Source organism: Micromonospora sp. NPDC049257 (genome assembly GCF_040678915.1).
Classification (GTDB): domain Bacteria; phylum Actinomycetota; class Actinomycetes; order Mycobacteriales; family Micromonosporaceae; genus Micromonospora; species Micromonospora antibiotica.
Genome location: NZ_JBFAQU010000022.1, coordinates 1 through 26,205, shown reverse-complemented (window position 1 = coordinate 26,205; position 26,205 = coordinate 1). Strand labels below are relative to the sequence as shown.

25 protein-coding genes and 2 tRNA genes are annotated in these 26,205 nt (G+C 72.5%); 18 read left to right on the top strand and 9 right to left on the bottom strand.

Annotation, left to right across the window (positions count from 1 at the left end; translation table 11 throughout):
- The first annotated feature begins 66 nt into the window (after window positions 1–66).
- Entirely contained in the window at window positions 67–969 is a 903-nt protein-coding gene (locus AB0K25_RS25000; RefSeq protein WP_219464344.1) for a tryptophan 2,3-dioxygenase family protein, read from the top strand.
- Window positions 970–1,066: 97 nt separating this feature from the next.
- Here AB0K25_RS25000 and AB0K25_RS24995 read toward each other — a convergent pair whose 3' ends face one another.
- On the bottom strand, window positions 1,067–2,026 hold the full coding sequence (locus tag AB0K25_RS24995; RefSeq protein ID WP_308290888.1) for an alpha/beta hydrolase: 960 nt from the start codon (window positions 2,024–2,026) through the stop codon (window positions 1,067–1,069).
- Window positions 2,027–2,425: 399 nt separating this feature from the next.
- Between AB0K25_RS24995 and AB0K25_RS24990 the strand changes: the two genes are divergently transcribed.
- Complete coding sequence (locus tag AB0K25_RS24990) at window positions 2,426–2,710, top strand: hypothetical protein (protein ID WP_208570488.1); 285 nt, start codon at window positions 2,426–2,428, stop codon at window positions 2,708–2,710.
- Window positions 2,697–3,110: a DUF5130 family protein gene (locus AB0K25_RS24985; RefSeq protein ID WP_219464342.1), complete on the top strand. Its 414-nt coding sequence runs from the start codon at window positions 2,697–2,699 to the stop codon at window positions 3,108–3,110. The genes AB0K25_RS24990 and AB0K25_RS24985 overlap by 14 nt, the downstream gene beginning before the upstream one ends.
- Window positions 3,111–3,250: 140 nt before the next feature.
- Here the strand turns inward: AB0K25_RS24985 and AB0K25_RS24980 are convergent, their stop codons facing one another.
- Together AB0K25_RS24980 and pepN are read right to left on the bottom strand one after the other, a co-directional pair.
- Window positions 3,251–3,814 (bottom strand): Uma2 family endonuclease, encoded by a 564-nt coding sequence (locus AB0K25_RS24980; protein WP_219464340.1) that lies wholly within the window; start codon window positions 3,812–3,814, stop codon window positions 3,251–3,253.
- A gap of 83 nt (window positions 3,815–3,897) precedes the next feature.
- Complete coding sequence (gene pepN, locus AB0K25_RS24975; RefSeq protein WP_363823086.1) at window positions 3,898–6,444, bottom strand: aminopeptidase N; 2,547 nt, start codon at window positions 6,442–6,444, stop codon at window positions 3,898–3,900.
- A 221-nt stretch (window positions 6,445–6,665) separates the two neighbouring features.
- Between pepN and AB0K25_RS24970 the strand changes: the two genes are divergently transcribed.
- The 3 genes from AB0K25_RS24970 (at window position 6,666) to AB0K25_RS24960 (ending at window position 9,234) form a co-directional block, all read left to right on the top strand.
- Entirely contained in the window at window positions 6,666–7,289 is a 624-nt protein-coding gene (locus AB0K25_RS24970) for a DsbA family protein (protein ID WP_357534900.1), read from the top strand.
- Between the two features lie 122 nt (window positions 7,290–7,411).
- Complete coding sequence (locus AB0K25_RS24965; RefSeq protein WP_363823021.1) at window positions 7,412–8,614, top strand: DUF1015 family protein; 1,203 nt, start codon at window positions 7,412–7,414, stop codon at window positions 8,612–8,614.
- 134 nt (window positions 8,615–8,748) lie between these two features.
- Window positions 8,749–9,234: a ribose-5-phosphate isomerase gene (locus tag AB0K25_RS24960; protein WP_208570464.1), complete on the top strand. Its 486-nt coding sequence runs from the start codon at window positions 8,749–8,751 to the stop codon at window positions 9,232–9,234.
- Between the two features lie 65 nt (window positions 9,235–9,299).
- On the opposite strand, the gene AB0K25_RS24955 is transcribed toward AB0K25_RS24960, so the two are convergent.
- Complete coding sequence (locus AB0K25_RS24955; RefSeq protein WP_208570465.1) at window positions 9,300–9,632, bottom strand: hypothetical protein; 333 nt, start codon at window positions 9,630–9,632, stop codon at window positions 9,300–9,302.
- Window positions 9,633–9,753: 121 nt separating this feature from the next.
- Between AB0K25_RS24955 and AB0K25_RS24950 the strand changes: the two genes are divergently transcribed.
- Window positions 9,754–10,293, top strand: coding sequence for a hypothetical protein (locus AB0K25_RS24950; RefSeq protein ID WP_219464338.1), 540 nt, complete (start codon window positions 9,754–9,756; stop codon window positions 10,291–10,293).
- A gap of 346 nt (window positions 10,294–10,639) precedes the next feature.
- Window positions 10,640–11,437, top strand: a complete 798-nt coding sequence (locus tag AB0K25_RS24945) for a serine protease (RefSeq protein ID WP_219464337.1) — start codon at window positions 10,640–10,642, stop codon at window positions 11,435–11,437.
- 179 nt (window positions 11,438–11,616) lie between these two features.
- Here AB0K25_RS24945 and AB0K25_RS24940 read toward each other — a convergent pair whose 3' ends face one another.
- Window positions 11,617–14,592 (bottom strand): Hsp70 family protein, encoded by a 2,976-nt coding sequence (locus AB0K25_RS24940; RefSeq protein WP_363823018.1) that lies wholly within the window; start codon window positions 14,590–14,592, stop codon window positions 11,617–11,619.
- A gap of 120 nt (window positions 14,593–14,712) precedes the next feature.
- Entirely contained in the window at window positions 14,713–15,600 is an 888-nt protein-coding gene (locus tag AB0K25_RS24935) for a DUF3152 domain-containing protein (RefSeq protein WP_255597704.1), read from the bottom strand.
- A gap of 140 nt (window positions 15,601–15,740) precedes the next feature.
- Here AB0K25_RS24935 and AB0K25_RS24930 point away from each other — a divergent pair, with 140 nt between their 5' ends.
- From AB0K25_RS24930 to AB0K25_RS24920, 3 genes are read left to right on the top strand one after another with little or no spacing between them, the layout of a single operon-like run.
- Window positions 15,741–16,238, top strand: coding sequence for a SigE family RNA polymerase sigma factor (locus tag AB0K25_RS24930; protein WP_219464336.1), 498 nt, complete (start codon window positions 15,741–15,743; stop codon window positions 16,236–16,238).
- Complete coding sequence (locus tag AB0K25_RS24925) at window positions 16,235–17,008, top strand: hypothetical protein (RefSeq protein ID WP_357534895.1); 774 nt, start codon at window positions 16,235–16,237, stop codon at window positions 17,006–17,008. The genes AB0K25_RS24930 and AB0K25_RS24925 overlap by 4 nt, the downstream gene beginning before the upstream one ends.
- A 26-nt stretch (window positions 17,009–17,034) precedes the next feature.
- A complete protein-coding gene (locus tag AB0K25_RS24920) occupies window positions 17,035–17,718 on the top strand; it encodes an SMI1/KNR4 family protein (protein ID WP_219464333.1) in 684 nt (227 codons plus the stop codon).
- Between the two features lie 87 nt (window positions 17,719–17,805).
- Here AB0K25_RS24920 and AB0K25_RS24915 read toward each other — a convergent pair whose 3' ends face one another.
- The gene (locus AB0K25_RS24915) at window positions 17,806–18,288 is read right to left on the bottom strand and encodes a hypothetical protein (RefSeq protein ID WP_219464332.1); all 483 of its coding nucleotides are present in this window, start codon (window positions 18,286–18,288) and stop codon (window positions 17,806–17,808) included.
- Window positions 18,289–18,511: 223 nt separating this feature from the next.
- Here AB0K25_RS24915 and AB0K25_RS24910 point away from each other — a divergent pair, with 223 nt between their 5' ends.
- A complete protein-coding gene (locus tag AB0K25_RS24910) occupies window positions 18,512–18,709 on the top strand; it encodes a hypothetical protein (protein WP_219464330.1) in 198 nt (65 codons plus the stop codon).
- 273 nt (window positions 18,710–18,982) lie between these two features.
- On the opposite strand, the gene AB0K25_RS24905 is transcribed toward AB0K25_RS24910, so the two are convergent.
- Window positions 18,983–19,056 (bottom strand) — tRNA-Gly (locus AB0K25_RS24905).
- Between the two features lie 254 nt (window positions 19,057–19,310).
- Between AB0K25_RS24905 and AB0K25_RS24900 the strand changes: the two genes are divergently transcribed.
- From AB0K25_RS24900 to AB0K25_RS24875, 6 genes are all read left to right on the top strand, one after another.
- A tRNA-Pro gene (locus tag AB0K25_RS24900) sits at window positions 19,311–19,384 on the top strand.
- A gap of 148 nt (window positions 19,385–19,532) precedes the next feature.
- Entirely contained in the window at window positions 19,533–20,885 is a 1,353-nt protein-coding gene (tig, locus tag AB0K25_RS24895; RefSeq protein WP_208570475.1) for a trigger factor, read from the top strand.
- Between the two features lie 171 nt (window positions 20,886–21,056).
- Complete coding sequence (locus AB0K25_RS24890; protein ID WP_067310650.1) at window positions 21,057–21,698, top strand: ATP-dependent Clp protease proteolytic subunit; 642 nt, start codon at window positions 21,057–21,059, stop codon at window positions 21,696–21,698.
- Between the two features lie 10 nt (window positions 21,699–21,708).
- On the top strand, window positions 21,709–22,371 hold the full coding sequence (locus AB0K25_RS24885; protein ID WP_091250718.1) for an ATP-dependent Clp protease proteolytic subunit: 663 nt from the start codon (window positions 21,709–21,711) through the stop codon (window positions 22,369–22,371).
- Window positions 22,372–22,585: 214 nt separating this feature from the next.
- Window positions 22,586–23,881 carry an ATP-dependent Clp protease ATP-binding subunit ClpX gene (gene clpX / locus AB0K25_RS24880; protein ID WP_067310644.1) on the top strand — a complete coding sequence of 432 codons (1,296 nt, stop codon included), beginning with the start codon at window positions 22,586–22,588 and terminating at the stop codon, window positions 23,879–23,881.
- A 436-nt stretch (window positions 23,882–24,317) separates the two neighbouring features.
- Window positions 24,318–25,115, top strand: coding sequence for a carbon-nitrogen hydrolase family protein (locus AB0K25_RS24875; protein WP_363823013.1), 798 nt, complete (start codon window positions 24,318–24,320; stop codon window positions 25,113–25,115).
- Between the two features lie 174 nt (window positions 25,116–25,289).
- On the opposite strand, the gene AB0K25_RS24870 is transcribed toward AB0K25_RS24875, so the two are convergent.
- Complete coding sequence (locus AB0K25_RS24870) at window positions 25,290–25,514, bottom strand: hypothetical protein (RefSeq protein ID WP_208570477.1); 225 nt, start codon at window positions 25,512–25,514, stop codon at window positions 25,290–25,292.
- Between the last annotated feature and the right edge of the window lie 691 nt (window positions 25,515–26,205).

The following is a 26,205-nucleotide window of genomic DNA, read 5'->3' as shown; positions in this document are numbered from 1 at the left end:
GCGGCATTCCACCGCCCCGGCCCGTCGGGAGATCATGTCGGACAAGGCATCGGAGGAGGCGAGACGGTGGAACAGACGGACCTGCGGGCGCGCGCCACCACCCCGGCGGTGCGCCCGGTCACCCCGCAGCAGCGCAGCGCCCGGGCCGCCCGCAACGGCGGCGAACCCACCCTGGAGTTCGCCGACCGGGTGCCCTACGACGCGTACGTGCACGCCAGCACCCTGCACACCCTCCAGCAGCCGCTGAGCAGCGACCCGGGGGAGATGTCCTTCCTGATGGTCAGCCAGATCATGGAGCTGTACTTCGGGCTGACCTGCCACGAGCTACGCCAGGCCCGGGACGACCTGCGGGCCGACCGGGTCTGGCCGGCGCTCGCCCCGCTGCGCCGCGCCGCCCTGCACCTGGAAGGGCTCAACGCCGCCTGGCGCGGACTGCGCTGGATGACCCCGGCCGACTTCAACCGGTTCCGCAACCTGCTCGGTGAGGGCTCCGGTTTCCAGTCCGCGATGTACCGCCAGCTGGAGTTCCTGCTCGGGCTGCGCGAACCGGCGCTGATCCGCCCCTTCCGCCGGCAGACCCAGGTCTACGACGAACTGCACGCCGCGCTGGCCGAGCCGAGCCTCTGGGACGAGGTGGTCGCCCTGCTCGGCCGGCACGGTCACGACCTGCCCGCCGAGCTGCTCGACCGGGACGTCGCCGACGAGCACCTGCCGCATCCCCGGGTCGAGGCGGCCTGGGTGGCGGTCTACGACGACGACGGCCCGGACAACCACCTGCGGCAGCTCGGCGACGCGCTGGCCGACGTGGCCGAGCAGTTCGGCGACTGGCGCTGGAACCACGTCAAGGCCGTGCAGCGCACCATGGGCGCCAAGGTGGGCAGCGGCGGGTCGGCCGGGCTGGCCTGGTTGCAGCGCAGCATGTCCCGGGTGGTCTTCCCCGAACTGTGGTCGGCCCGCACCGCGATGTGACCCCGGCGGCCCGCGCTCGCGGCGGGCCACGGCACCGCGTCCGGTCCACGGGCCGGCCCCGCCGCCGGGCGGGGCGACGGGACCGGCCGGTGTGCGGTCAGGAGTGCGGGCAGGTGTCCCGGTACTCCTGGATCGCGCTGCCCCGGGGCGCCGGGCAGAGGAACTGCTCGTAGCGGGTGTCGTCGTCGACGAACCGCTTCAGCCAGGAGATGCTGTACTTCGCCACGGTGACGTTGGGCGAGGTCGGCGCGGAGTGACCGGCCGCGTTCAACTCCAGGTACGCCTTGTCCAGGCTCGCCGGCAGGCTGGTGTAGAACGGCTCCGAGTGCGAGGCCACCGGGGCGGTCGAGTCGTTCTCCGCGCCGATCACCAGCGTCGGCACCCGTACCGACGACCAGTTCTTGACCGTGTGCCAGCCGGTGAGCGGGATGGCGGCCTGCAACGCGGGCCGGGTGTTCGCCGCCGACAGGCTGCCGCCGCCGCCCATCGAGTGCCCCATCACCGCGAGTCGGGTGCGGTCGATCCGGGTCCGCACCGCGCTGCTGCCGGTCAGGTAGTCCAACGCGGCGAGCAGCTGGGTGCCCCGGGAGGCCGGCTGGTCGTACACGGAGAGGGTGTCGATGGTGATCACCACGAAGCCCTGCGAGGCCAGCCGGGGGCCGAGCCAGGCGACGCTGGACTGGCTGGCGGTATAACCGGGGGAGATCGCCACCGCGCCGAAGGTGCCCTCGGCGGTGCTGGTCGGGTAGTAGATCGTGCCACCCCGGAACCCGCTCACGGCGGACGCCGCGACGGTGCTCTGGGCGATGGCGAACGGGCCCCGGGTGGCCTCGATGCTGGCCGTCGTCGGGGCGGGGCCCCGCTCGTAGGGATTGGCGGCGACCGCTGCGACCGTCCGGCTGTCGACGGGTGCGGCGGTCGCGGCGGGTGCGGCGACCGCGCTGCCGCCGACCAGGGCGAGCGCGAGCAGCGGGCGGGTGACCAGTCGGGGCCAGGGCCGGCGGGACCGGGACCGGGGCCGGGCGGGGTGGGCGTGGAGGGCGGGCACGGGTTGCACGGGGGCTCCCTGCGGGTGGGTGGACCGGAATCGATCGAAAACGTCCGATCGGTACGGGCCATCCTCCGGGTCCCGGCACCGAGACCGGCAATCCCGGCCGGGTCATGTCAGACGGAATATGGGGCGCACGCCACACCCGTGCCGGTCGTGTCGTCCCGGCGCGATCGGGTGCCGAACCGGCAGGATGGGACCGGTTCGACCCGACTCGTCGCCATCGCGGGGCCGCTGGAACACTGGAGTGACAGATGGGATCGGCACCCCGCAGGCTCGCGGGGCGTCGGCTCCGCTAACGTGAATGGCAGCGGAGTCGGGAGCCCGTTGTCACGATCGTCCACCCGACCCGGAAGCTCTGGTCTCTCTTACCGCCTGGGGGCGTTGGGATTGTCTGTCACTGACACGTTGCTGATCTTCGTCGGCATCCCGGCGGCGGTGGTGCTGGTGATCGTCGGGCTGGTCTTCGCCGCCAACCACGGCAGCGCCGGCGGCGCCAAGCGCTACCGGCCGGGCCGACGCTTCGACTTCACGCCGGTCTGGTTCCTGGGCCGCCCGGAGCAGTTGGCCGACTCGGCCGGCACCGCCCTGGCCGCCGGCGCCCAGGCACCGGCGCTGACCAGCCACAAGCAGCAGCAGGCCGGCATCGAGGCGCCGGCCGGTGGAACCGGAGGCGCAAGTGACCGTTGGTGAGCAGGTCGACCAGGCCGGTACGGGCACCCCGCCCGAGGTGCTGGACGGGCCGTTCTCGACCCGGCAACTGCTGCGCATCGACGAGGCGCTGCGCCTGGCCGACCAGGGCAGCGGCCTGGTCTTCTCGGTCTATGTCGGAGGTCTCGACGAGCCGGTCCGGGAGCACGCCGAGCGGCTGCACCGGCAGCTCGCCGAGCCGGACAAGTCGGTGCTGATCGCCGTGTCGCCCAACCAGCGCCAGCTGGAGGTCGTCACCGGCCGGTACGCCCGCAAGCGCATCCCCGACACGTACGTCAAGCTGGCCGCGCTGTCCATGGTGGCGTCCTTCGGCGGCGGTGACCTGGCCGGCGGCATCATCCAGGGCCTCGACCAGCTCGCCAGCCACGCCGGTCGGGCCTGAGCCCGCCCGCAACCCGCTGACCCGTCCGGAGCCCGGCCCGCAGCACGCGGACCGGGCTCCGGCACATCCGGGTGCTCCCGGTAGTCCAGCTTCCGCTGACCGGATCCGGTCCGGTCAGCGGCCTGCTGCGTGGACAGCGCTCAGCGGGGCCAGCCTGAGGGATCGAGTCGCATCGGCCACGGCTCGTCGACCGGCACCGGCTCGTCCGGGCCGACCGTGCCGAGCAGGTTGTAGTGCACCCCCTTGACCAGGGTGTACCGGTAGACGACCGGACCGAAGTCGCCCCGCTCGACCCGCCAGTAGGCGGGAATGCCGGACTCCGCATAGAGCGCGGGTTTGGTCAGCCGGTCGTGGCGGCGGCTGTTGGGCGATTCCACCTCGACGACCAAAGCGACGTCCGCGGGGTCGGCCCACATCCGGTCCCGGGGGGTGCCCGGCCTGAGCACGGTGACGTCCGGGATGAGGTTGCCGGCCGGCACCCGAACCCCGATCTCCCGGATCACCCGCCAGCCGGTGGGCGCGCTCTGCCGCAGCGCCATCCGGATGTCGTCGGCGAGTTCGTGATGGTACGGCCCGGCCGGAGGGGTCACGTGCAGACTCCCGTCGATGATCTCGTAGCGGTTACCGTCCTCGGGCAGGTCGAACAGGTCCTGTTCGCGCCAGTCCCGCCCGGGTGGCCGCCACTCGTACGTCGGCTGTGCCATCACGTCCACCTCCTCGACACACGATAACGGCCGGGGTCGGCGTGGGCTGCCACCCGCGCCGGCCCCGGGCCGGGCCGCCAGAATCAGCCGTTGCGGGCGTCCCGCGCGCGGGCCTTCAACGCCCGGACCACCCCGTCGCGCCCCTCGGCCACCAACCGGCGCAGCGACGCCGGGTGGCCGTCGCCGGCCAGCCACGCGTCGGTGGCCGCCACCGTCTCCTCCTCGACCAGGTACGCCGGGTACGCCAGCTGCACGAACTCCTGCGCCGGCTCGCTGTCGCGCTGCGCCCACACCTGCGCCACCGTGGCGAAGTACCGCTCCCGGTACGGCGCGACCAGCGCGACCTGCGCCGGGTGGGTCAACCCCTGCAACAGCGCCCGGTTACGCCAGTTCGGCAGCGCGTCCGGGCCGGTCAGCAGGGACCACACCGTCGCCTTGTTCGCCTCGGTCGGCACCAGCGCGTGCGCGTACGCGGCCTCCCGTTCACCGGAGGCCGTCCGGTCGCCGGCCAGTTCCGCCTCGATCTCGGCGGTGCCGGCCGCCCCGTTGGCCACCAGCGACTGCAGGATCGTCCAGCGCAGCTCGGTGTCGACGGTCAGACCGGTGGGCACGTCGGTGCCGGTCAGCCAGCCGCGCAGCGTCGCCAGGTCCTCGTCGGCGCGGGCCGCCGAGGCGTACGCGCGGGCCCAGGCGAGCTGGAATCCGCTGCCCGGCTCGGCCGCCGCCAGCGCGTCCTTCGCGGCCCGGGACAGCCCGGCCCAGCCGGTCGGTGCCCACGCCGGGTCGGCGTAGAAGATCAGCGCCGTGCTGGCCTGCCGCAGGGTGGCGGTGACCAGGTTGATGTCGGTCTCGGCGGGCAGCCCGGCCAGCACCAGCGCCACGTAGTCGCGGGCGGACAGCTCGGCGTCGCGGACCATGTCCCAGGCGGCCGTCCAGCACAGCGCCCGGGCCAGCGACGAGTCGAAGCCGGCGATGTGCTGCACCACCGTCGCCATCGACCGCTCGTCGAGGCGCAGCTTGGTGTAGGTCAGGTCGTCGTCGTTGAGTAGCAGCACGTCGGCGGCCGGGCGGCCGTGCAGCACCGACAGGTCGGTCGCCTCGCCGGTGACGTCGACCTCGACCCGTTCCCGGCGGACCAGCCGGCCCTCGGTCAGGTCGTACAGGCCCACCCCGATCCGGTGGGTACGCAGCGTCGGGTGGCCGGCCGGTGCCTCCTGCCGGACCAGCACCCGCTCGTAGCCGCCGTCGGCGTCGATGGTCACCTCGGGGCGCAGGGTGTTGACCTGGGCGGTCTCCAGCCACTGGGCGGCGAACTTGCGCAGCTCCCGGCCGGAGGCCGTCTCCAGCTCCGACAGCAGGTCGTCGAAGGTGGCGTTGCCCCAGGCGTGCTTGGCGAAGTAGGCCCGCAGCCCGGCCAGGAACGGCTCCTCACCGACGTACGCCACGAGCTGCTTGAGCACGCTGGCACCCTTGGCGTACGTGATGCCGTCGAAGTTGACCTCGACGGCCTCCAGGTCGGGCATCTCGCAGTAGACCGGGTGGGCGGAAGAGAGCTGGTCCTGCCGGTAACCCCAGTTCTTGCGGATCGACAGGAAGGTCGTCCACGCCTCGGAGAACCGGGTGGCGTGGGTGTTGCACCAGTGGCTGGCCCACTCGGCGAACGACTCGTTGAGCCACAGGTCGTTCCACCAGCGCATGGTGACCAGGTCACCGAACCACATGTGGGCCAGCTCGTGCAGGATCGTGTTGGCCCGCTGCTCGTACTCGAAGTCGGTGACCTGCGAGCGGAACAGGTAGTGCGACTCGGCGTGGGTGACGCAGCCGAAGTTCTCCATCGCGCCGGCGTTGAAGTCGGGCACCCAGAGCTGGTCGTACTTGGGCAGCGGGTAGCGCACCCCGAACTGCTCGTGGAAGAAGTCGAAGCCCTGCTTGGTGATCAGGAACAGGTCGTCGGCCTCCAGGTGGGGGGCCATCGACGCCCGGCAGAAGACCCCCAGGTCGATGCCGTCGTGGCTGTCGCGCACCTCGTGGTACGGCCCGGCACAGAGCGCGGTGACGTAGGTGCTCATCCGCGCCGAGGTGGTGAAGTGGACGGTCTTGAGCCCCTCGCCGGCCGGTTCCTCCCGCTCGACGGGCATGTTGGACACCACCCGCCAGTGCGCCGGGACGGTGGCGTGCCAGGTGTAGACGCTCTTCAGGTCGGGCTGGTCGAAGCAGGCGAAGACCTTCTGCGCGTCGGCCGTCTCGAACTGGCTGTAGAGGTAGGTCTCGCCGTCGACTGGGTCGACCGTGCGGTGCAGGCCCTGCCCGCTGTTGGAGTAGCCGAAGTCGGCCTCCACCACGAGCACGTTCTCGGTGGCCAGCCCGGTCAGCGCCAGGCCCTTCTCGGCCGACCAGCCGGCGAGGTCCACCGGTTCGCCGTTGAGCGTGGCCGCGTGCACCGCCTCGGCGGCGGTCTCGATGAAGGTGCCGGCGCCGGGTTCGGCGCAGCGGAACCTGACCTCGGTCACCGACCGGAAGGTGCGGCCCTCGGCCTGCACCGCGGTGGACAGGTCGAGGTTGATGTCGTACCCGGTGACCTCCAGCAGGCGGGCCCGCTCGGTGGCCTCGACCTGGGTCAGGTTGCGCACTCCTGGCACTTTCGTCTCCATCCCACTCTCGCCGCCTTCCGGCTGCGCCAGCCCCTGCCGGCCGCTCGTGGCGGCGACCCGAGCCGAGTCTTCCATGCACCGACCCTGCGGTGGTCGACGTCACGCTCTCATTCCGCTACCGATCGATGCCGTTCGGGGTGAGGATCGAATCAGCCGCGTCGGGTCCGCCGACGTGCCTGATGTCACGAAGGGACTCCACCGTGACCGAACGTGTCGCCGTCGACATGTGGTTCGACCCGCTGTGCCCGTGGGCCTGGATCACCTCCCGTTGGCTCCTGGAGGTCGAACAGGTCCGGGAGGTGGACATCAGCTACCACGTGATGAGCCTGTCCGTGCTCAACGAGGGCCGGGAACTGCCCGAGCAGTACCAGGAGATGATGAAGCTGGGTTGGGGGCCGGTGCGGGTCTGCATCGCCGTGGAGCAGGCGCACGGCGGCGCGACGCTGGCGAAGCTCTACACCGCGATGGGCACCCGGATCCACCTCGGCAAGGAATCGCTCGGCCGGGAGATGATCACCGCGGCGCTCGCCGACGTCGGGCTGGACCCGTCGTTCGCCGACGCCGCCGACTCCACCGAGTACGACGAGGCGCTGCGGGCCAGCCACGAGGCCGGGATGCGGCCGGTCGGCACCGACGTCGGCACCCCCGTGGTGCACGCCCCCGGCCCGGACGGCGAGAAGGTCGCCTTCTTCGGCCCGGTCATCACCCCGTCGCCGAAGGGGGAGGCCGCCGGTCGGCTCTGGGACGGCGTCCTGCTGGTCGCCGGCACCCCCGGCTTCTACGAGCTGAAGCGGTCCCGCGAGCTGGGCCCGATCTTCGACTGATCCCCACCCCGGTCGGGTCCCGGTCCGGTCGGGCCGGGCCCCGACCGGGGGACGGTTCATCTGGTGGACCCGGCGCGGGGTCGGCGTCGCCTGGGCCGTCGTCGCCGGTAGCGTCAACCCCCATGACGGTCGTACATCCGATCGCCCGGGCCTGGATCACCACTGGCGGCACCGGCGCGCAGAACTACGACGAGTTCGCCGACGACGCGGAGATCACCGCGATCATCGAGGCGAACCCGCACAGTGCCCTCGGCATCGAGATGCCCCACCGGGCGCCGGAAAGCCTGGGGAAGTCCTTCCTCGACGCGCTCGGCGACGCGGTGTCCCGGCTCACCGAGGCCAAGGACGACGGCAGCTACACCCCGGCCGAGCAGGTGGTGGTCCTCTACCGGATCAGCGCGCCGGGGGAGGAGTCGGCGTACGGGCTGTTCGCCATGGTCGACACCGACCAGATCTCCACCAGCGCCGACGAGCCCGGCCTGGTGATCCGCAACGAGGACGTGTTCATCGCCAAGGTGCGGGAGCGGGTCGCCCTGGCCGAGGCGCTGGGGCACCTGCTGTCCCCCGTACTCCTTCTCCAGACCGGGCGCGGTGACGAGCTGCACGCCGCGCTCGCGGCGGCCACCGACCAGGCCGGGGTGCCGGCCGCCACCGACACCGACCAGGCCGGCCGCACGCACGCCATCTGGCTGGTCGGCCCCGGCCCGGAGCAGGACGCGCTGACCGCGCTGGCCGGCGGCGGCGAGCTGGTGGTCGCCGACGGCAACCACCGCAGCCTGGCCGCGCAGACCGGCGGCTTCGCGCGCTTCCTCGCGGTGGTCACCACCCCGGCGTCGGTCGCCATCCAGCCCTACAACCGGCTGGTCAGCGAGCTGCCCTGCACCCCCGACGAGCTGCTCGACCGGCTGCGCGCCGCCGGGGCGCAGCTCGCCCCGGTCGACGGCCCGGTCGAGGTCCCGGCGGCCGGCGGCACCGTGCACCTCCGCCTCGCCGGCCAGGGGTACGCGGTGACCCTGCCGCACGACGCGGACGCCGCCCGGCTGGAGAACCTCGACCACGCCCTGGTGGAGCGGCTGCTGCTGCGCGACGCCCTCGGCCTCGACCCGGGCGACAAGCGGATCACCTACGTCGGCGGCGACTACCCGGCGAGCTGGCTCACCGGCGAGGTCGACGCCGGCCGGGCGGAGCTCGCCGTCCTGATCGCCCCGGTGACCGTGGACGACTTCGTCGCGGTGAACCTGGCCCGGGAGAAGATGCCCCGCAAGAGCACCTGGTTCACCCCGAAGGCACGCGGCGGCCTGGTCGTCGCCGAGCTGCCCCGCTGATCCCGGCCCGCTGCTGATCGCGGCCCCGGCGGTGGTCGCCGTCCCGGCGTACCCCCGCTCCCGGTTGTGACGAATTCGCCCCGGCACGCCGCCCCCACGGCGGGCCGGGGCGCGGCCCTGACAGACTGCCCGGTATGCGCGTCTACCTGGGATCCGATCACGCCGGTTTCGAGTTGAAGGTGCACCTGGCCAATCATCTGGCCAAGCAGGGCTACGAGCTGGTCGACGTCGGCCCGCACGCCTTCGACCCCGACGACGACTACCCGACCTTCTGCCTGCACACCGGCGACCGGGTGGTGGCCGACCCGGGCAGCCTGGGTGTGGTCATCGGCGGCTCCGGCAACGGCGAGCAGATCGCCGCCAACAAGGTCGCCGGCATCCGGGCGGCGCTGGCCTGGAGCGTCGAGACCGCCCAGCTCGGCCGGCAGCACAACGACGCCAACGTGGTGGCCGTCGGCGCCCGCCAGCACACCCTGGACGAGGCCGCCGCCATCGTCGAGGCGTTCCTCACCACCCCGTTCTCGGGCAACGAGCGGCACGCCCGGCGGATCGCCCAGGTGGCCGAGTACGAGCGCACCCACGAGCTGCCCGAGCTGCCCGCCCCCGCCGAGCTGCCCTGACCCCCGCCTCGTCCTGACCTCTCGACCGGGCCGGCCGCCGCCGGCCCGGTCACCGGCCGGCCCGGTCACCGGCCCGAGCGGGGCAACTCCTCCCGGGGCACCCAGTTCCGTCGGATGATCACCAGTCGTTCCTCGGCCTCGGCCAGATCCTGCTCGGTGGGGCGGGCGGCGTCCCGGGCCCGCAGCGCGGAACCCACCCCGACCTGGGACGAGCCGGAACCGACCAGCCCGCGCAGCCCTCGCTCGCTGTCCTCCGCCCCCGGGCCACCGCGCCGGGGCCGGGGGGCCGGTGTCCCGTCGTGCACCGGCGCCGTCGCCGCCGTCGGAAGCTCACCGCCACCGTCCGTCGCCTCCGGCTGGTGCCGTAACCGGCGTCGCCGCCGCTCCGCATCCGCCATCTCCCGACCGTACCGTCCGACAGGCCCCCGGGCCGGGCCGGTCGAGGCAGTTTGTCCGCTCGCTACCCTCGGAGGTGGTGGACCGGTCGACGGCCGGCACCGGTCATGGGGAGGAAACGAGATGGCAGACCAGACACAGCCGTGGGCGGAGCGGACCGTCGAGGTGCCACCCCAGCCCGGTGTCGGGGTCCCGCCGCAGCGGGAGCCGTTCCGTCGGGGCGTCGCCTCGGTGGGGCAGTCCCGGGCTCCGCGTACCGAGCCGTTCCCGGTGGTCGAGCACGACACGTCCGGCTGGTCCGAGCCGGCGACGCCGCGCCGGCCGATGAGCTGGCACGTGGAGCAGTTGCGCCGGGGCGGCGAGTGGAGCGCGGCCGGCGCGTTGTTCGCGTTCGTCTGCTGGGGGATCTGGGCCATCTCCGGCCGGGGCGAACTGGGCACCCCGCTGCTCACCTTCCTGCTCAGCCTGCTGGTGGCGGCCGGCCTGTTCGCGCTCTCCCGGCTGCTCGGCCGGGTGGTCCTGGAACGCCAACTGGGCCGGGTACGCCGCAGCGCGCGCGGCGCGCACCTGGTGACCGCGGTGTTCCTGGCCGGGGTCGGCATCGCCTACCTCCAGCAGACCCAGTGGGTGATGGACGCCTGGAACTTCCTCACCGGCAACTGAGTCGGCCGCCTGGCCGGGCCGGACGGCACCGCCACCCACCCGGGCCGGACGGCACCGCCTTCCACCCGGGCCGGCCCCGGACGGCACCGCGGGCGGGCCGGGTGTGACCCGGTCCGCCCGCGTCCGGTCGCGGGGACGCCCCGCGACACCGGTCGACACTCCTCCAGGCCGGGGGCTGTCTTACCCCGCCGCGACGGCTTCATCCCCGTCCGGCCGGGTGACCCCCGGCGGCGGGACCACGATCGTATGACCTCATCGAGATGTTGAGCTGTGTCAATTTATCGCCCTAGGCTCCCGCCATCGAACCGGCGCCCCACCAAGCGCGCCGCCGAGGGTTGGAGGCCCAGTGAACCGTTGGCGCAGTCTCATCGGCCGGATGGCCGCCACACTGGTGGCGGTCACCGCCGGATCGCTCGTCCTGACCGCCCCGGCCACCGCCGCGCCGACCCCCGACGCGGCCCCGTCCGTCGTCGGCGGCACCCGGGCGGCGCAGGGCGAGTTCCCGTTCATGGTCCGGCTCTCCATGGGCTGCGGCGGGGCGCTCTACAGCCCCCGGCTGGTGCTCACCGCCGCCCACTGCGTGAACCGCACCGGAACGAACACCAGCATCACCGCGACCCTCGGCGCGGTCGACCTCCAGTCGAGCAGCCGGATCCAGGTCAAGTCGAACTACGTATACCGGGCCCCCGGCTACAACGGCACCGGTAAGGACTGGGCGCTCATCCGGCTCGCCACCCCGGTCACCTCACAGGCCACCCTGCCGATCGCCACCACCACCGCGTACGACAGCGGCACCTTCACCATCGCCGGTTGGGGTGCGGCCCGCGAGGGCGGTGCGCAGCAGCGTTACCTGCTCAAGGCGACGGTGCCCTTCGTCAGCGACGCCAGCTGCTCCGCCTCCTACCCCGGTGAGCTGGTCGCCGCCGAGGAGATCTGCGCCGGCTACGCCAGTGGCGGCACCGACACCTGCCAGGGCGACTCCGGTGGCCCGATGTTCCGCCGCGACGCCGCGAACGCCTGGATCCAGGTGGGCATCGTCAGCTGGGGCGACGGCTGCGCCCGGCCCAACGCCCCCGGCGTCTACACCCAGGTGAGCACGTTCGCCGCGTCGATCGCCTCGGCAGCCGCCAGCCTCGGCGGCTGACCCGCCGGCCCGCAACCGGGACCACCCGCACCACGCACCACCGCGCCACCGACCGCCCTGCCGGGCCGTCGGTGGCGCGGTCACGTCCGACCCGTCGGGGGCCCACGTGCGGGGGCGCTGCCGGCTCGGCCGTCCCGGCGCTGCCGGCTCAGCCGTCCCCGTGCCGGGGTGTGGCCGGCTCAGCCGTCCCCGGCGAACCGGTACAGCACGAAGTCCCGTTCCGCCCCGCAGACGATCACCGAGGTGTTCCACGCACACGACTCGCTGCGGACGCCCTGAAGCTGCCCCATCTCGGTCAGGTCGCCGGCCTTGGACACCCCGGCGAGGCTGCGGTCGTCCTCGACACTGCTCGGCGTCTCGGCGAAGAGCAGCAGGTTGCCGGCGTCGACCCGGGCCGCCGTGCCCTGGCGGTCGGTCAGCACCGCCTTCCCGGCCGGGTCGTACAGGCTCACCGTGGTCTTCGGCGACTGCCGCCGGACGAGCAGGTGCCCACCCACCGGCACCAGGTCCGCGCCGCCCGGCGTCGCCCAGCGCCGGCTGCCCTTGCCCTCGGTGGCGGCGACCACCTCGGTCCGCTCGGCGTCACCCTCGGGCACCTCCAACAGGCAGGCCCGGTGCTCGCCGCAGGCCACCAGCCCGGTGACCCGCCGCTGCTGACCCGCGCTGTAGAGCACCGTCGGCTCGGCGAAGCTGCCCAGATCGTAGCCGAGCAGCTTGTATCCCTGGTCCTCCTCCACGACGTAGAACCGGTCGCCGTACGCGACCATCCGGTCGCTGACGTCGGCCACCCCGTCGCGGCGACGCAGCACCTCGCCACTGTCCATGTCGAGCACCCGGACCGAGCGGTCGGCACCCACCTGCACCAGCCGGTCGGTGTCACCGAGCCAGGGGGCGCGGGAGACGCCGTCGAACCCGGCGGGGCCGACCTCGGCCTGCTCGGTGCCGACCGGCAGCACCGTGCTGCGGGTGTCGCCGTACTCGCTGCGCGGGTTGTCCTGTGCCCAGCCCTGCCGTCCGTCGCGCAGCCGCAGCCCGACCAGGCGGCTGCCGGCGCGGTCCACCCACACCAGGGTCTCCCGGGTGACGTGCACCGCGTCGTCCCCGTGTACGGGCAGCCGCCACCGTTCCCCGCCGTCGCCGGCGTCGAGCACCACCACGTCGCGGGGGGTGCTGTCGCCGGCCGCGTCGGCGACGGCCAGCACCGCGCCCGGCACCGCCCGCAGACCGGCCCACCGCTGGCTGCCCGCCGAGATCGTGCTCCGCCACGCCTGCTTGCCGGTGCCGGCGTCGACCGCCACCACCGTCAGCCGGTCGTCGGACAGCTGGTAGGCCAGGTAGGCGCGGTCGTCGAGGACGGTGGTGAACATCGCCGTCGGCCGGTCCCCGTCGGCAGCGGGCCGGGCCACCTGGGTGAGGGTGTGGAACTCCAGCGCCGGATAGCGGTCCCGGGTGAACCAGAGCGCCGCCGCGCCGAGCACGCCGAGCAGCGCCAGGCCCGCACCGAGCCCGATCCACAGCCGGCGACGCCCGCGCCGCACCGGCGTCGGGGGGCCGGCACCGGTCCCCGGTGGTGGCACCGCCCCCGGTGGTACGCCCGGCCAGCCCGCCGGATACCCGGCCTGGGCGGGCGCGCTGCCCGGTACGGTCCCGTGCGGCGGCATCCCGCCCAGGGTCGGCACCGGCGTTCCGCCTGATCCGGCCACTGGTGTCCCACCGAGCGGGGTACCCGCCCCGGCCACCAGCGTCGCGCCGGGTCCCGCCGGCAGGGTGGGGCCTGGCCCTGGCAGGAGGGTGTGGCTCGTGCCGCCGGCCGCCGCTACGCCTGCCGGCAGGTTGGCGGCCGTGCCGGCAGGTTGGCCGTCATCCGACCCGACCGGGGCGGACACGGCGTCGGGTGCCCACGGCGCGGCGTCGTGCGTCGCAGCGGGCGGGGCGGGCGGGGCCTGCACCGGGGCGGGCGACGGCGGTGCCGGGGCGGGCCCGGCTGCGCCGGCCGGCCCGGGACGTCGGCCCGGCCGGGGCAGCGGCAGGTCGGTGAGCGCCCCCTCGGCCACCGGCAGCTCGGGCTGCTCCAGCACGGTCGGCGCGACCCCCAGCTCGCCGTGCAGCAGCCGGGCCACCAGCGGCACCCGGGACGAGCCGCCGACGAGGAACAACCCGGCGAGCCGGTCCGGGGTGAGGCCCGCCTCGGCGACCACCTCCCGGGTCCGGGCGACCGCCCGGATCAGCAGGGGAGTGGCGAGTTGCTCCAGCTCCGCCCGGGTGAGCGGGACGGCGGTTTCCAGGCCGGGCACCGCGACCGGTGCCACCGCGACCCGGGACAGCATCTCCTTCGCCCCCCGGACGTTGTCCCAGAGCTGCTGCCGGTCCCGCCACTGCCCGGTCGTCTCCGGCCGGGTCAGCCGGGCCCACAGCGCCGCCTGCGCGTCGCCGAGCCGCTCACCGAGCCGTCCGAGCAGGGCCGCGTCCAGGTCCAGTCCGCCGAGGTCGGCCATCCCGCCGGTGGCGATCACCGTGAAACCCGAGTCGCCCCAGGGGTCGGCGCCCTCGTTGCGGACCACCGCCACGTCCAGCGTGCCGCCGCCGAAGTCGAACACGGCGACCGCCTCGCCCACCGGCACCGGTCGGCGCAGCACCTCGGTGTAGTAGCGGGCCGCCGCGACCGGTTCCCGCAGCAGCCGGGTGCCGACCGGCACCGGACCGGACATGGTGTGCTCGGCGGCCGACGGCCAACCGGCCAGGGCCAGCGCGTCGTGCAGCACCTGCCGTCGGGGGGCCGCCCAGGCGGCGGGGTAGGTGAGTACCGCCGGCGGCAGGAACCCCACCGTCGCCACCGCCTGCTCGGCGACCGCCCACAGGGTCGCGGCGAGCAGCTCCGCCGGGGCGTACGACCGGTCGCCGAGGAGGACCGTCGGGTCGTCCACCCGACGCTTCGGGTTCGGCTCGTAGCGCGTCGGGTCCGCCTGGGCCAGCCGTTGGGCGTCCCGGCCGACGTGCAGCCGGCCGTCGGTGTCGGCGTACACCCCGGAGGGGAGGATCGGGTGACCGTCGACGAGCAGCGGTCGGGTCCGCCCGTCCGGCCAGCGCAACACGGCCACCGTGTTGGAGGTGCCCAGGTCGATCCCGAGGGCGTATCCGTCCTGCTGGCCTGCCATCCGTCGCTACCTCCACCGGGCGAGGGGATGCCCGGTCCCGCATGGTACGCAGCCCGTGCCGCCCCGCCGTCGGCCGTGCTCACTGCCGTCGTGACCCCGGGGCCGGACCACCGGGTCCGCTCAGCCCCGACGGCCGGGTTCGCGGGGCGGGATCGCGTCGGCGTAGGAGCCGGCCGGCCCCGAGTAGCGCACCCCGTCGCGGTACGGCGTGGCGTTCGCGGTGCACCCGTGCAGGCCCAGCGTCTGCTGCTGCATCACCGGCGCAGGTCGGCCCCGCCCCGGGCACCGCTCGTGGCCGTGGCCCAGCCGGTGCCCGACCTCGTGGTTGACCATGTACCGCCGGTAGACGGCCAGGCTCGCGCCGTAGCCCGGCACCCCCTTCATCCAGCGGGCCACGTTGATCACCACCCGGTTGCCGTTGCGGCACGAGGTGTAGCCGTCCGCCGCGTCCCCGCACAGCTCGTCGCGGGTGCCCGGGGTGGCCAGGTGGACGGTGAAGTCGGCCGGGCCGCCGGGGCCGACCCGCCACAGCCGCAGCGTCCCGCCCGTGGTCCACCCCTGCGGGGCGGTCAACGTCGCGCCGACCTCGGCCGCGAACTGCGCCACCGGCAGCCCTCGGATGTCGCCTTCCACGGCGACCCGGTACCGCAGCAGCCGCCCGGTTCCCGCCGGGGCCGCCGGCTCACCGGCCGCCACCTGCCAGCGGTTGGTCCCGTCCGCCGGATAACTGACCGGTGCGGGTGCCGCTCCGCCAGGTCCGCCCGCCCCGCCAGGTCTGTCCGTCCCACCCGCCGGGCCGGAGTCACCCGGCCCGATCGGCCCGCCCGCCCGGCCGGAGTCACCGGGCCGGTCGGACATCCCGGCGGGGACGGCCGGGGACGCCGGCCCCGCCGGGGGACGCTCTGCCGCCGGCATCCCGCAGCCGGTCAGCCAGGCCGCCATCAGCAGCGCCGTCACCGACCGTCCGCGTGGGCCGGTGCCGGTGCGGGGGCTAACCTTCGTCGCCATGCTGCCTCCTCCGCCCACCGCCGGGCAGCGTCGGGCAGCGGGAAGGACGGGCGGTCCGCCGGAACAGTTGATCCCGACGGGACTCAACCTTTCGGTGCCCCCGCCCGTCCTGTCCGGCGTGGCAGATGGGAAGAGCGGGCATGGCCCGGGGTGACGCCGAGTTCGTCGAGTTCGCCCGGTCCGCCTCCGGGCGGCTCAGACACGCCGCGTTCCTGATGACCGGCAACCACCACCAGGCCGAGGACGCCGCGCAGACCGCCCTGGTCCGCACGTACGCGTCCTGGTCCCGGATCCGCGAGGAGGACGCCTACGGGTACGCCCGCACGGTGCTGGTCAACCACCTCGTCGACGGGTGGCGGCGGCCGATCCGGGAGTACCCCACCGACGACCTGCCCGAGCAGCGGCGCGGCGACGTCGCCGACGACGTGGCCACCCGCCGTTGGCTGCTCGACATCCTCGGCGCGCTCAGCCCTCGCGAGCGGGCCATCGTCGTGCTCCGCTACTACTTCGACCTACCGGAGGCACAGGTGGCCCGCGAACTGGGCGTATCGCTCGGCACGGTGAAGAGCACCGGTTCCCGGGCGTTGCAGAAGCTGCGCGCCACCGGGACCCCGGCGACCCAGGGGACCGGCCGATGACCGAGCCTGAGCAGTTGCGCCGGGCGATGCGGGCGACCGAACGGCCGTACCCCGAGGACCTCGACCTGACCGTGATCATGCGCGACGGCCGGCGGTTGCGTCGCCGCCGCCGGCTCGCCGGGGCAGGCGCGACGGCGCTGGTCACCGTGCTGGTGGCCGGCGGTGTGGGGCTCGGCGTGCGGTGGACCCGGCCGCCGGCACCGGACCGCCCACCCGCCGCCGCGACCGCCCCCACCCTCCCTGCCCCCACCCTCTCCGCCCCCACCGTGGGACCCCCGGTCACGTCGCCGCCCTACCCGGGCCCGACCCGGGGGGAGCAACGCCGGCAGCCCGTCGGCGACGTGGTGGACACCGGCATCCGGTACGGCTCCGGCGAGCGGGTGCTCTATGTCGTCGCGGTCGACCTGCCGGAGGCACCCGGGGTGACGATCGGGTTGATGGCCGGTCGCCGCACTTCGGCCGGCGAGCTGATCGACGACATCGTCGTCAACGACGTGCGGGGCAGCGACCGGAGGCCGGGCTTCCACGAGATCGGCTACGACGACGCGACCCCCTCGGATGTCCGCCCGGTGGTGCCCACCTTCGGCTACTTCGTCGGGCCGGCAACCCGGATCGTCGGCACCGCCGCCGGGCGGCAGGTCGACGCCCGGCTGGTCCGCTGGAGCACGGACCCGGACCTGGTGATCTTCTGGTTCGACCCGGCCGATCTGACGCCCGGCGTACGTCTCGACGGCATCGTCGCCCGCGACGCGGCCGGCCGGCGGCTCTGACCCCGTCGGCTTGTATCGTCCCCGGCGTGACGCGCCCCGACTGGTCAGACGTCCGTGGACGACTCGCGCTGCTGGCCGCAGCCCCCGGTGCCGGCGCGGTGTTCGGTGCCGCCGACCACGGGTGGCAGCTCGAACTGCCGTTGACCACCGAGGAGCTGGCGCAGGCCGAGGCGCAGTTCCAGGTCGAGCTGCCCGCCGAGTACCGGTCGTTCCTGCTGGAGGCGGGACGGGGTGGAGCCGGGCCGGCCTACGGACTCTTCCCGATGCGACGGCTCGACGGCCGGTGGCAGTGGGAGGGCGACGGCGCCGACCTCACCACCCCGGAGGCGCTCGGGCGTCCCTTCGCCCACGTCGCGGCGTTCAACCCGGCCGACGGCCTGCCCGCCCACCCGGACGAGGACGACTACGACTCGCAGGAGGCGTTCACCGCCGCGCAGGACGCCTACGAGGAGCAGTACGAGAGGCTCGTCTTCACGCCCGAGCACTCGATGGGCCTGCTGTACCTGTGCCATCTCGGCTGCGCGCTGCGGGAGGCGCTCGTGGTCAGCGGCCCCGCACGGGGTCGGATGTGGGCGGACGACATCGCCGAGGGTGGTGGTTTCCGGCCCCTGCACGACGACGACGGCACGCCGCTCGGCTTCGCCCGCTGGTACCGGCGCTGGCTGGCGGCAGCCGAGGCCCAGGTCGCAACCGGGTCCGCCCCGGCGTAGCCGCCCCGGGCCGGCCCGGCTGCGCGCCGGTACGCCGGCCCACGGTGGCGGGCGCGCTGCCGACCGGCACCCGCACGGCGGTCCAACCTAGCCGTCCCGGTCGACCGTGAACGGGCGGTACCCCGGTGGCACCTCGCTGACCTGCAGGTCGGAGAAGACCAGGGTGAGCACGTGGGCGTTGGTCTCAATCAGCACCTCGTGGAAGTCGAGCCCGGTCGCCTCGGCCCAGCTCCGCGCGGTGGCCGACTCCGCCTGGACCCGGGCCCCCGGATAGAGCGCGTGCCACTTCACCCCCCACACGTACCCGTCCAGGTCGACGCCTGTCTCGTGGTCGATCAGGCGATCGTCCAGGGACGCCCGCCAGGTGACCGGCGGGACCGAGGTCCGGCAGTGCGCCTCGACGCAGTACCGGAACAGGTAGCGCAGGTAGGTCGGCGCGATCTCGGTGCGGGGATCCGCGGTCACGTGGACGATGGCCTCGTAGTCCCGCATGTAGTCGGTGAACCCGTGGTAGACCAGCGCGTGGTCGAACACGTCGTCGAGGGCACGGCCGAGGGTCTCGAGGTCCACGGCGCTGTTCTACTCCATCGTCGACGTGTCCACGTTCACCGCACCGCACCGCGCCGACCGGAGGGTGCGGCGGGCCGGAGAGTGCGGCGGGCCGGACGGCGTCACCTGCGAGGACCGCCGTCGGTGAGAAGCTGGACGCGATCGACCGGCTCGGATGACGCGCCGGGTCGTCAGCGGGTAAATCGCTGTGAGGGGACGCGCCCGGCCTCGTACCGTGAGGCGGATGGGGCATCGACAGGATCGGATTCGACGCGAACTCGGATCGTTCATGAGGGCGTACGGCCGGGTGGCGGCCAGCAACTGCAGCGATCCCAATGACCGCAATTACAGCCACAAGTTCGAAGCTGAGATCAAGCGGATGAAACCGGAAGACCTCGATCGCCTGCTGCGCGACGAAGACGATGGCGGCGCGGACGACTGACTGTCGAACCCGGATCCACCGAGCGTGGCGGACCTGCGCCGCGCTGGCGCGGCACCTTGATGGCGGTACGACGGAGCCGCAGGCGGATGAGTCGTAGCGTGAGGTGACCGGTCGGGGTGACGAGGTCCGCGACCTGATCACCGAGGTCTCGGCCGCAATCCCGGCGACCCCGCCCGAACTGGCTCGTGACCCCGGGAGCCGATGCTAGTCACCTACTAGGGAGAAGTAGCCGACCCAGGTGCCGCGATCAGGCGGTTCACCTGGTCCTTTGGGTGGAGCGGGCGACGGGAATCGAACCCGCACCGTCAGTTTGGAAGACTGAAGCTCTACCATTGAGCTACGCCCGCATCGCGCCCCGTACACCAGGACGCGCCCACACCTTACCCGCTCCCTCCACCCCCCGCGCACCGGCATTCCCTCCCCGCCTTGACCCCGGTGATCAAGAGGTTTGCGTCACCTGCGGCGATCAACTTGGCGCAAACCTCTTGATCACCGGGGCGGGTGGCCTTTCGGGGGTGCGCCGGAGGTGGGGTGGGGGAGGGGGTGGTGGGGACGCCCCGGCATTCCCGGCGGGGCGGGACGGCTTACACTTCTTTTGCCACGGGGTGTGGCGCAGCTTGGTAGCGCACTCGCTTTGGGAGCGAGGGGCCGTGGGTTCAAATCCCGCCACCCCGACTGCGTGCGCATCCGGGGCACCTCCCGGGGGCGACGCCGATTCCGTGCGGTATGCCGGGCGCTGCCGGAGCAGCGTCCCGGCTCGCCTACACTCGATGCGCGCAATCACGCCCAGACCCACCACTGAGATCCGTCAAGGAGTACGCCTGTGAAGAGCACCGTCGAGACTCTGAGCCCGACGCGCGTGCGGCTCGCCATCGAGGTGCCGTTCGTCGAGCTCGAGCCGAGCCTCAAGAAGGCGTACCGGGAGATCGGCCAGCAGGTCCAGGTTCCCGGCTTCCGTCGGGGCAAGATCCCCGCCGCCGTGATCGACCAGCGGGTGGGCCGGGGCACCGTGCTCAACGAGGCGGTGCAGGAGGCCATCCCGCAGAACATCCTCGCCGCGGTCCGCGAGCACGACCTCAAGACGCTCGGTCGTCCCGAGGTGGAGATCACCGAGTTCAACGACGGCGATTCGCTCAACTTCACCGCCGAGGTCGACGTGCGGCCCGAGTTGACCCTGCCGGACCCGGCCACCGTCGAGGTGACCGTCGACGAGCTGCAGATCGACGAGAGCGAGATCGACGAGCAGGTCAAGAACCTGCGCGAGCGGTTCGCCACGCTCAAGACCGTCGAGCGGGCCGCCGCCGAGGGCGACTACGTGCAGATCGACCTGAACGCGACGGTCGACGGCGAGGACGTGCCCGGCGGTTCGGCGAGCAACATCTCGCACGAGGTCGGCAGCAAGCAGCTCCTGCCGGGGCTGGACGAGGCCCTGGTCGGTCTCGCCGCCGGCGACGACACCACCTTCACCACCCAGCTGGTGGGCGGCGACTTCGCCGGCCGCGACGCCGAGGTGGCGGTGACCGTCCGTACGGTCAAGGAGAAGGAGCTGCCGGAGCTGGACGACGACTTCGCCCAGATGGCCAGCGAGTTCGACACCATCGACGAGCTGCGTGCCGACCTGCGGGAGAAGGTCAGCCGGGGCAAGCGGGTCGAGCAGATCTACGCCGCCCGGGACAAGGCCCTGGAGCAGCTGGTCGCCGCCGCCGAGGTGCCGGCGCCGGAGGGCATCGTCCGCGAGGAGGTCGAGAGCCGCAAGCAGGCGATGGTCGACCAGCTGGAGCGGATCGGCGCCTCGATGGAGGAGTACCTCGCCGCCGAGGAGAAGACCGAGGAGCAGATCGACGCCGAGCTGGCCGAGGCGGCGACCGAGGGTGTCAAGATCCAGCTGCTGCTGGACACCCTGGCCGACGCCGAGGACACCCAGGTCTCCGACGACGAGTTCGGCCACGAGATCGTCCACCGGGCGCAGCGCGCCGGGATGGCCCCGCAGCAGTACTACGACCAGCTGGTCCGCTCCGGCGCTGCCGCCGCCGTCTTCGGTGACGTGCGGCGCGGCAAGGCGCTCGCCTCCGTGATGGAGAAGATCAAGATCAAGGACACCGCCGGCAACGAGGTCACCCTCGATGCGCTGCGGGCCGAGAGCGAGCAGGCGCACGACCACGACCACGAGCACTGATCCGACCCGGTCGGCCGCCGTCCGCCCGTTGCGGCGAACGGCGGCCGAACCACTTCTGCGGGTACGTCCCGAGCCAGCTGCGCTGAGAGCGAACAGTGCCGCGACCGGGAGTCGATCACCCGGTGGAGCGGTTAATGTCGGGTACGACGGTACGGAGAGCGAAGGGCTGCCATGACCGACATGCACATCCCAGCGAAGCCGCTCCGGGCGATCGAAGCCCGAGGTGGCGACACCATTGGCAACCTCGACGACTCGGTCTACAACCGGTTGCTCAAGGAGCGCATCATCTTCCTCGGCAGTGAGGTGAACGACCAGGTCGCCAACCGCATCTGCGCCCAGCTGCTGCTGCTCGCGGCGGAGGACCCGGACCGCGACATCTTCCTCTGGATCAACTCGCCGGGTGGCTCGGTCTACTCCGGCATGGCGATCTACGACACCATGCAGTACATCGACAACGACGTGTCGACCGTGGCGATGGGTATGGCCGCCTCGATGGGTCAGCTGCTGCTCTGCGCGGGCACCAAGGGCAAGCGGTACGCCCTGCCGCACGCGCGGATCATGATGCACCAGCCGTCCGGTGGCCTCGGCGGCACCGCGTCGGACATCGCGATCCAGGCCGAGCAGATGCTCTACACCAAGCGGATGTTCCAGGAGCGGGTCGCGCACCACACCGGCCAGAGCCAGGCGCAGATCGAGGCCGACTCGGACCGGGACCGCTGGTTCACCGCCCAGGAGGCCATGGACTACGGCTTCATCGACAAGGTGATCATCGGGGCCACGCAGGTTCCGGATGGCGCCGGGACCCTGAGCTGAGGAGCTGACGATGACCGATCTGAGCCTGCCGCCCCAGTTCGCGGCCGTGCACAACCGTTACGTCCTGCCGTCGTTCGTCGAGCGCACCTCGTACGGGGTCAAGGAGTCCAACCCGTACAACAAGCTCTTCGAGGACCGGATCATCTTCCTCGGCGTCCAGGTCGACGACGCGTCGGCCAACGACGTGATGGCGCAGCTGCTGACGCTCGAGGGCACCGACCCGGACCGCGACATCATCATGTACATCAACTCGCCCGGTGGTTCGTTCACCGCCATGACGGCGATCTACGACACCATGCAGTACGTCCGGCCGGACATCTCCACGGTCTGCCTGGGTCAGGCGGCCAGCGCGGCGGCGGTGCTGTTGTCGGCGGGCACCCCCGGTAAGCGGATGGCGCTGCCCAACTCGCGGATCATCATCCACCAGCCGGCCACCGAGGGCGGCTACGGGCAGGGCTCGGACATCGAGATCCAGGCCCGGGAGATCCTGCGGATGCGTACCCAGCTGGAGGACATGCTCTCCCGGCACTGCAACCGGCCGATCGAGCAGGTTCGCAAGGACATCGACCGTGACAAGATCATGACGGCCGAGGAGTCCAAGGAGTACGGGCTGGTCGACACGATCCTGACCAGCCGCAAGAAGGGTCTGCTGGCCTCCAACGCGGCCCGCTGAGCACTGCCGATCGGAGGTCGGTCGGGGCGAGGAGTTCCCGACCGGCCTCTGACACACCCGTTTTGGGGGTCGGAGAAACCACCGCCAGCGGGTAACGTCGGGTCCGTACGGCGTGGCCGGGTCGGACCGGCGGAACGGATTTCACCACGGACGGGTGCCCCGGCGCCCGCGGTTCAGGGCCGGGTTCCGGTCGACGAGTGCAGGGAGAACGTAGGTGGCACGGATCGGTGACGGCGGCGACCTACTGAAGTGCTCGTTCTGCGGCAAGTCGCAGAAGCAGGTCAAGAAGCTCATCGCGGGGCCAGGTGTCTACATCTGCGACGAGTGCATCGACCTCTGCAACGAGATCATCGAAGAGGAGCTGGCCGAGTCCGGCGAGGTGAAGTGGGAAGAGCTTCCCAAGCCGATGGAGATCTGCCAGTTCCTCGACAACTACGTCGTCGGCCAGGACCAGGCCAAGAAGGCGCTCGCGGTCGCGGTCTACAACCACTACAAGCGCATCCAGGCCGAGGCGGCCAACGCGCCGGGCTCCGGCAACGACGCGGTCGAGCTGGCCAAGTCCAACATCCTGCTGCTCGGCCCCACCGGCTGCGGTAAGACACACCTCGCGCAGACCCTGGCCCGGATGCTGAACGTCCCCTTCGCGATCGCGGACGCCACGGCGCTGACCGAGGCGGGCTACGTCGGCGAGGACGTGGAGAACATCCTGCTCAAGCTGATCCAGGCCGCCGACTACGACATCAAGCGCGCCGAGACCGGCATCATCTACATCGACGAGGTCGACAAGATCGCCCGTAAGTCGGAGAACCCGTCGATCACCCGGGACGTCTCCGGCGAAGGGGTGCAGCAGGCGCTGCTCAAGATGCTTGAGGGCACGGTGTCCAACGTGCCGCCGCAGGGCGGACGCAAGCACCCCCACCAGGAGTTCATCCAGATCGACACCACCAACGTGCTGTTCATCTGCGGTGGTGCCTTCGCCGGCCTCGACCAGATCATCGAGTCCCGCACCGGTTCCGGCGGCACCGGCTTCGGCGCTCGGCTCCGGTCGGTCTCGGAGCGCTCCACCGACGACATCTTCAGCCAGGTGATGCCGGAGGACATGCTCAAGTTCGGGCTGATCCCCGAGTTCATCGGCCGACTGCCGGTGATCACCAACGTCCGCAGCCTGGACCGCTCCGCCCTGGTGCGCATCCTCACCGAGCCGCGTAACGCCCTCGTGCGGCAATACCAGCGGCTCTTCGAGCTGGACGGCGTCGAGCTGGAGTTCGAGCCGCCGGCGTTGGAGGCGATCGCCGACCAGGCCATGCTCCGGGGCACCGGTGCCCGGGGTCTGCGCGCCATCATGGAAGAGGTCCTCCTCTCCGTGATGTACGAGGTGCCGAGCAACCCCGACGCCGCCCGGGTGCTGATCACCCGCGAGGCCGTTCTGGAGAACGTCAACCCGACCATCGTCCCGCGCGAGTTCACCGGCCGCCGGGCCCGCCGCGACCGCGAGGAGAAGTCGGCCTGACCGACCCCTCCCCGAACACCGTCGGAAGCACGGCCGCTGTCCCGGGCCGTGCTTCTGCGCGTGACGGTCCGGGTCTGCCCCCGGATTTCGCCACCCGCCCCGGCCTGCTGGCTGTCGTCGCCGGCACGGGCATGTCGCCGCTGTTGCCCCGCCGGGCAACGGCGGGGCAACAGCCGCCGAACTGCTGGGCGGCGTCGCTGACGGGCTGTAGCCGGTCACCACCGGCCGGGGACGCCCCACGTGGTGCCCGGGGGGAGCCACGGCGTGTGCCGTCCGCCCACCGCCGTGCTGTGGGCGTTCACGGGGGACCGGGAGCGGTCTTCGCCGGTGTGGTGGGTCGCAGCGCCGGCCCGCTGTCCGGGTCTGCCGTGCGCGTCCGCTGTCCGCCGCAGGCTGTCCGCTGTCCCGGGTCGCCGTCCGCCCGTACCCTGGCATCATGCGCGTCGCCGTCTGCCAGCTCAACGCCCGCGACGACCGGGCGGCCAACCTGGCCGCCGCCGAGGCCCTGCTGGTCAGGGCCGCGGCGGCCGGTGCCGACCTGGCGGTCCTTCCCGAGTACGTCGACTATCTCGGCCGGTCCGACGGGATGCCGGCGGCGGAGGGGGCCGACGGCGCGGTGGGGACCTTCTTCGCCGAGGTAGCCGGCCGGCTGGGGATCTGGCTGATCGCCGGTTCCTTCCACGAGGTCGGGCCGGACCCGGCGCACACCTGGAACACCTCGCTGGTCTTCGACCGGTCCGGCAGGCTGGCCGCCAGCTACCGAAAGATCCATCTGTACGACGTGGAGATCCCCGGCCGGGTGTCCTACCGGGAATCCGCCACGGTGGCGCCGGGACACGAGCCGGTGGTGGTCGACGTGGAAGGGCTGCGGGTGGGCCTGTCCATCTGTTATGACCTGCGTTTCCCGGAGCTCTACCGGCGGCTCGCCGTCGAGGGGGGCGCGCATCTGCTGGTCGTTCCGGCGGCGTTCATGATGCACACCGGGCGGGACCACTGGGAGGTCCTGCTGCGGGCCCGGGCGATCGAGAACCAGTGTTTCGTGGCCGCGGCCGGGCAGACCGGCGACCACGAGCCGGGTCGGACCTGTTTCGGGCGCAGCATGGTGATCGACCCGTGGGGCACGGTCCTCGGCCAGGTGCCGGACGGGCCGGGCCTGACCGTGGTCGACCTGGACCTCGATCGGCTGCGCACGATCCGGGCCGAGCTGCCCAGCCTGGCGAACCGTCGTCTCTGACCGACCTCGACGCCCCGGCGACGCCGCCCTGCGCCTGCTGGCATCTGGACCGGTCGCCGACCGACCTGGTCGCCGAGCACCGGCCGGTTCTGGCCCTGTTGGTCCGGCGGTGCCTCGCTGCGGTGCGGCTGCCGGTTCACGATCCGCCGGGTCCGGGGCGGGGTGCGTGTCGGGTCAGCTCAGCAGTACCCCGGCGATGGCCAGGCCGATGATCGCGGCGGCCGTCACCAGCAACGCCGTTCCCATCCTGGACGGTCCCCGCTGGGCGAGTCGAACGACCGACAGTACGACGACGACGAGAACGACCGCCGCGATCACCAGCTGCCAGAAGGGCAGGAGGAGCCCGAGCAGCGCGTCGTCGGCGAGGGTGACCGTGGGGGATCGGGACGCCTCATCCATGGCAGCCACTCTGGCACGGATCGGCCATCCCGTCGTCGGTTCCGGTGCGCGGTGCCGCAGCGAACTCGGCGCATCCCAGCGCGCCCGGCACGTCGTACCGCCCCGCAGCGGGCCGGCTGCCGCCGGGAGGGGGGTCAGCCGGTCGACCGGGTGCCGGCCGCTCGGATGGTACGACCGCCGAGCACGAAAAGTGACGATCATTGATTTGCCTTCCGGTGGACAGCCGCGTAACTTTCTCTCTGCACGCGGCAGGCCGGACAAACCGGCTGAAAGCAAGCACCAGGATCGTGGCGGAGACGCCGAGCGATGCTGAGGATCGGGCAGTGCGAGAGGCCCCGCAGGTTGGGGTTGCGAACGCGAAGCTGACCGGGTAGAGTGCTGAAGCCGGCAGGGAGCCGGGCGGGCGCCGCGAAAGCGGATGCCAGCCGGTCTGCCGATTCCCACGACAGCAACGACCGCCGGAAACGGCGTGCGTCGGCGTGGAAATGGTTTGAGTCGAGCTGGCTGATCGCGAAAGCGAATTTGACAGCGAAATTCAGCCCTAGTAAGTTAAGCGAGTTGCCCCGGACGGTTCGCCGCGATAAGCGGTGACCGAATGGTGTGTGGTTGTTCTTTGAGAACTCAACAGGGTGCTTGATAAGCCAGTGCCAATTATGATTTATACCCCGTGCTGGGCAGACTTTCGGGTTTG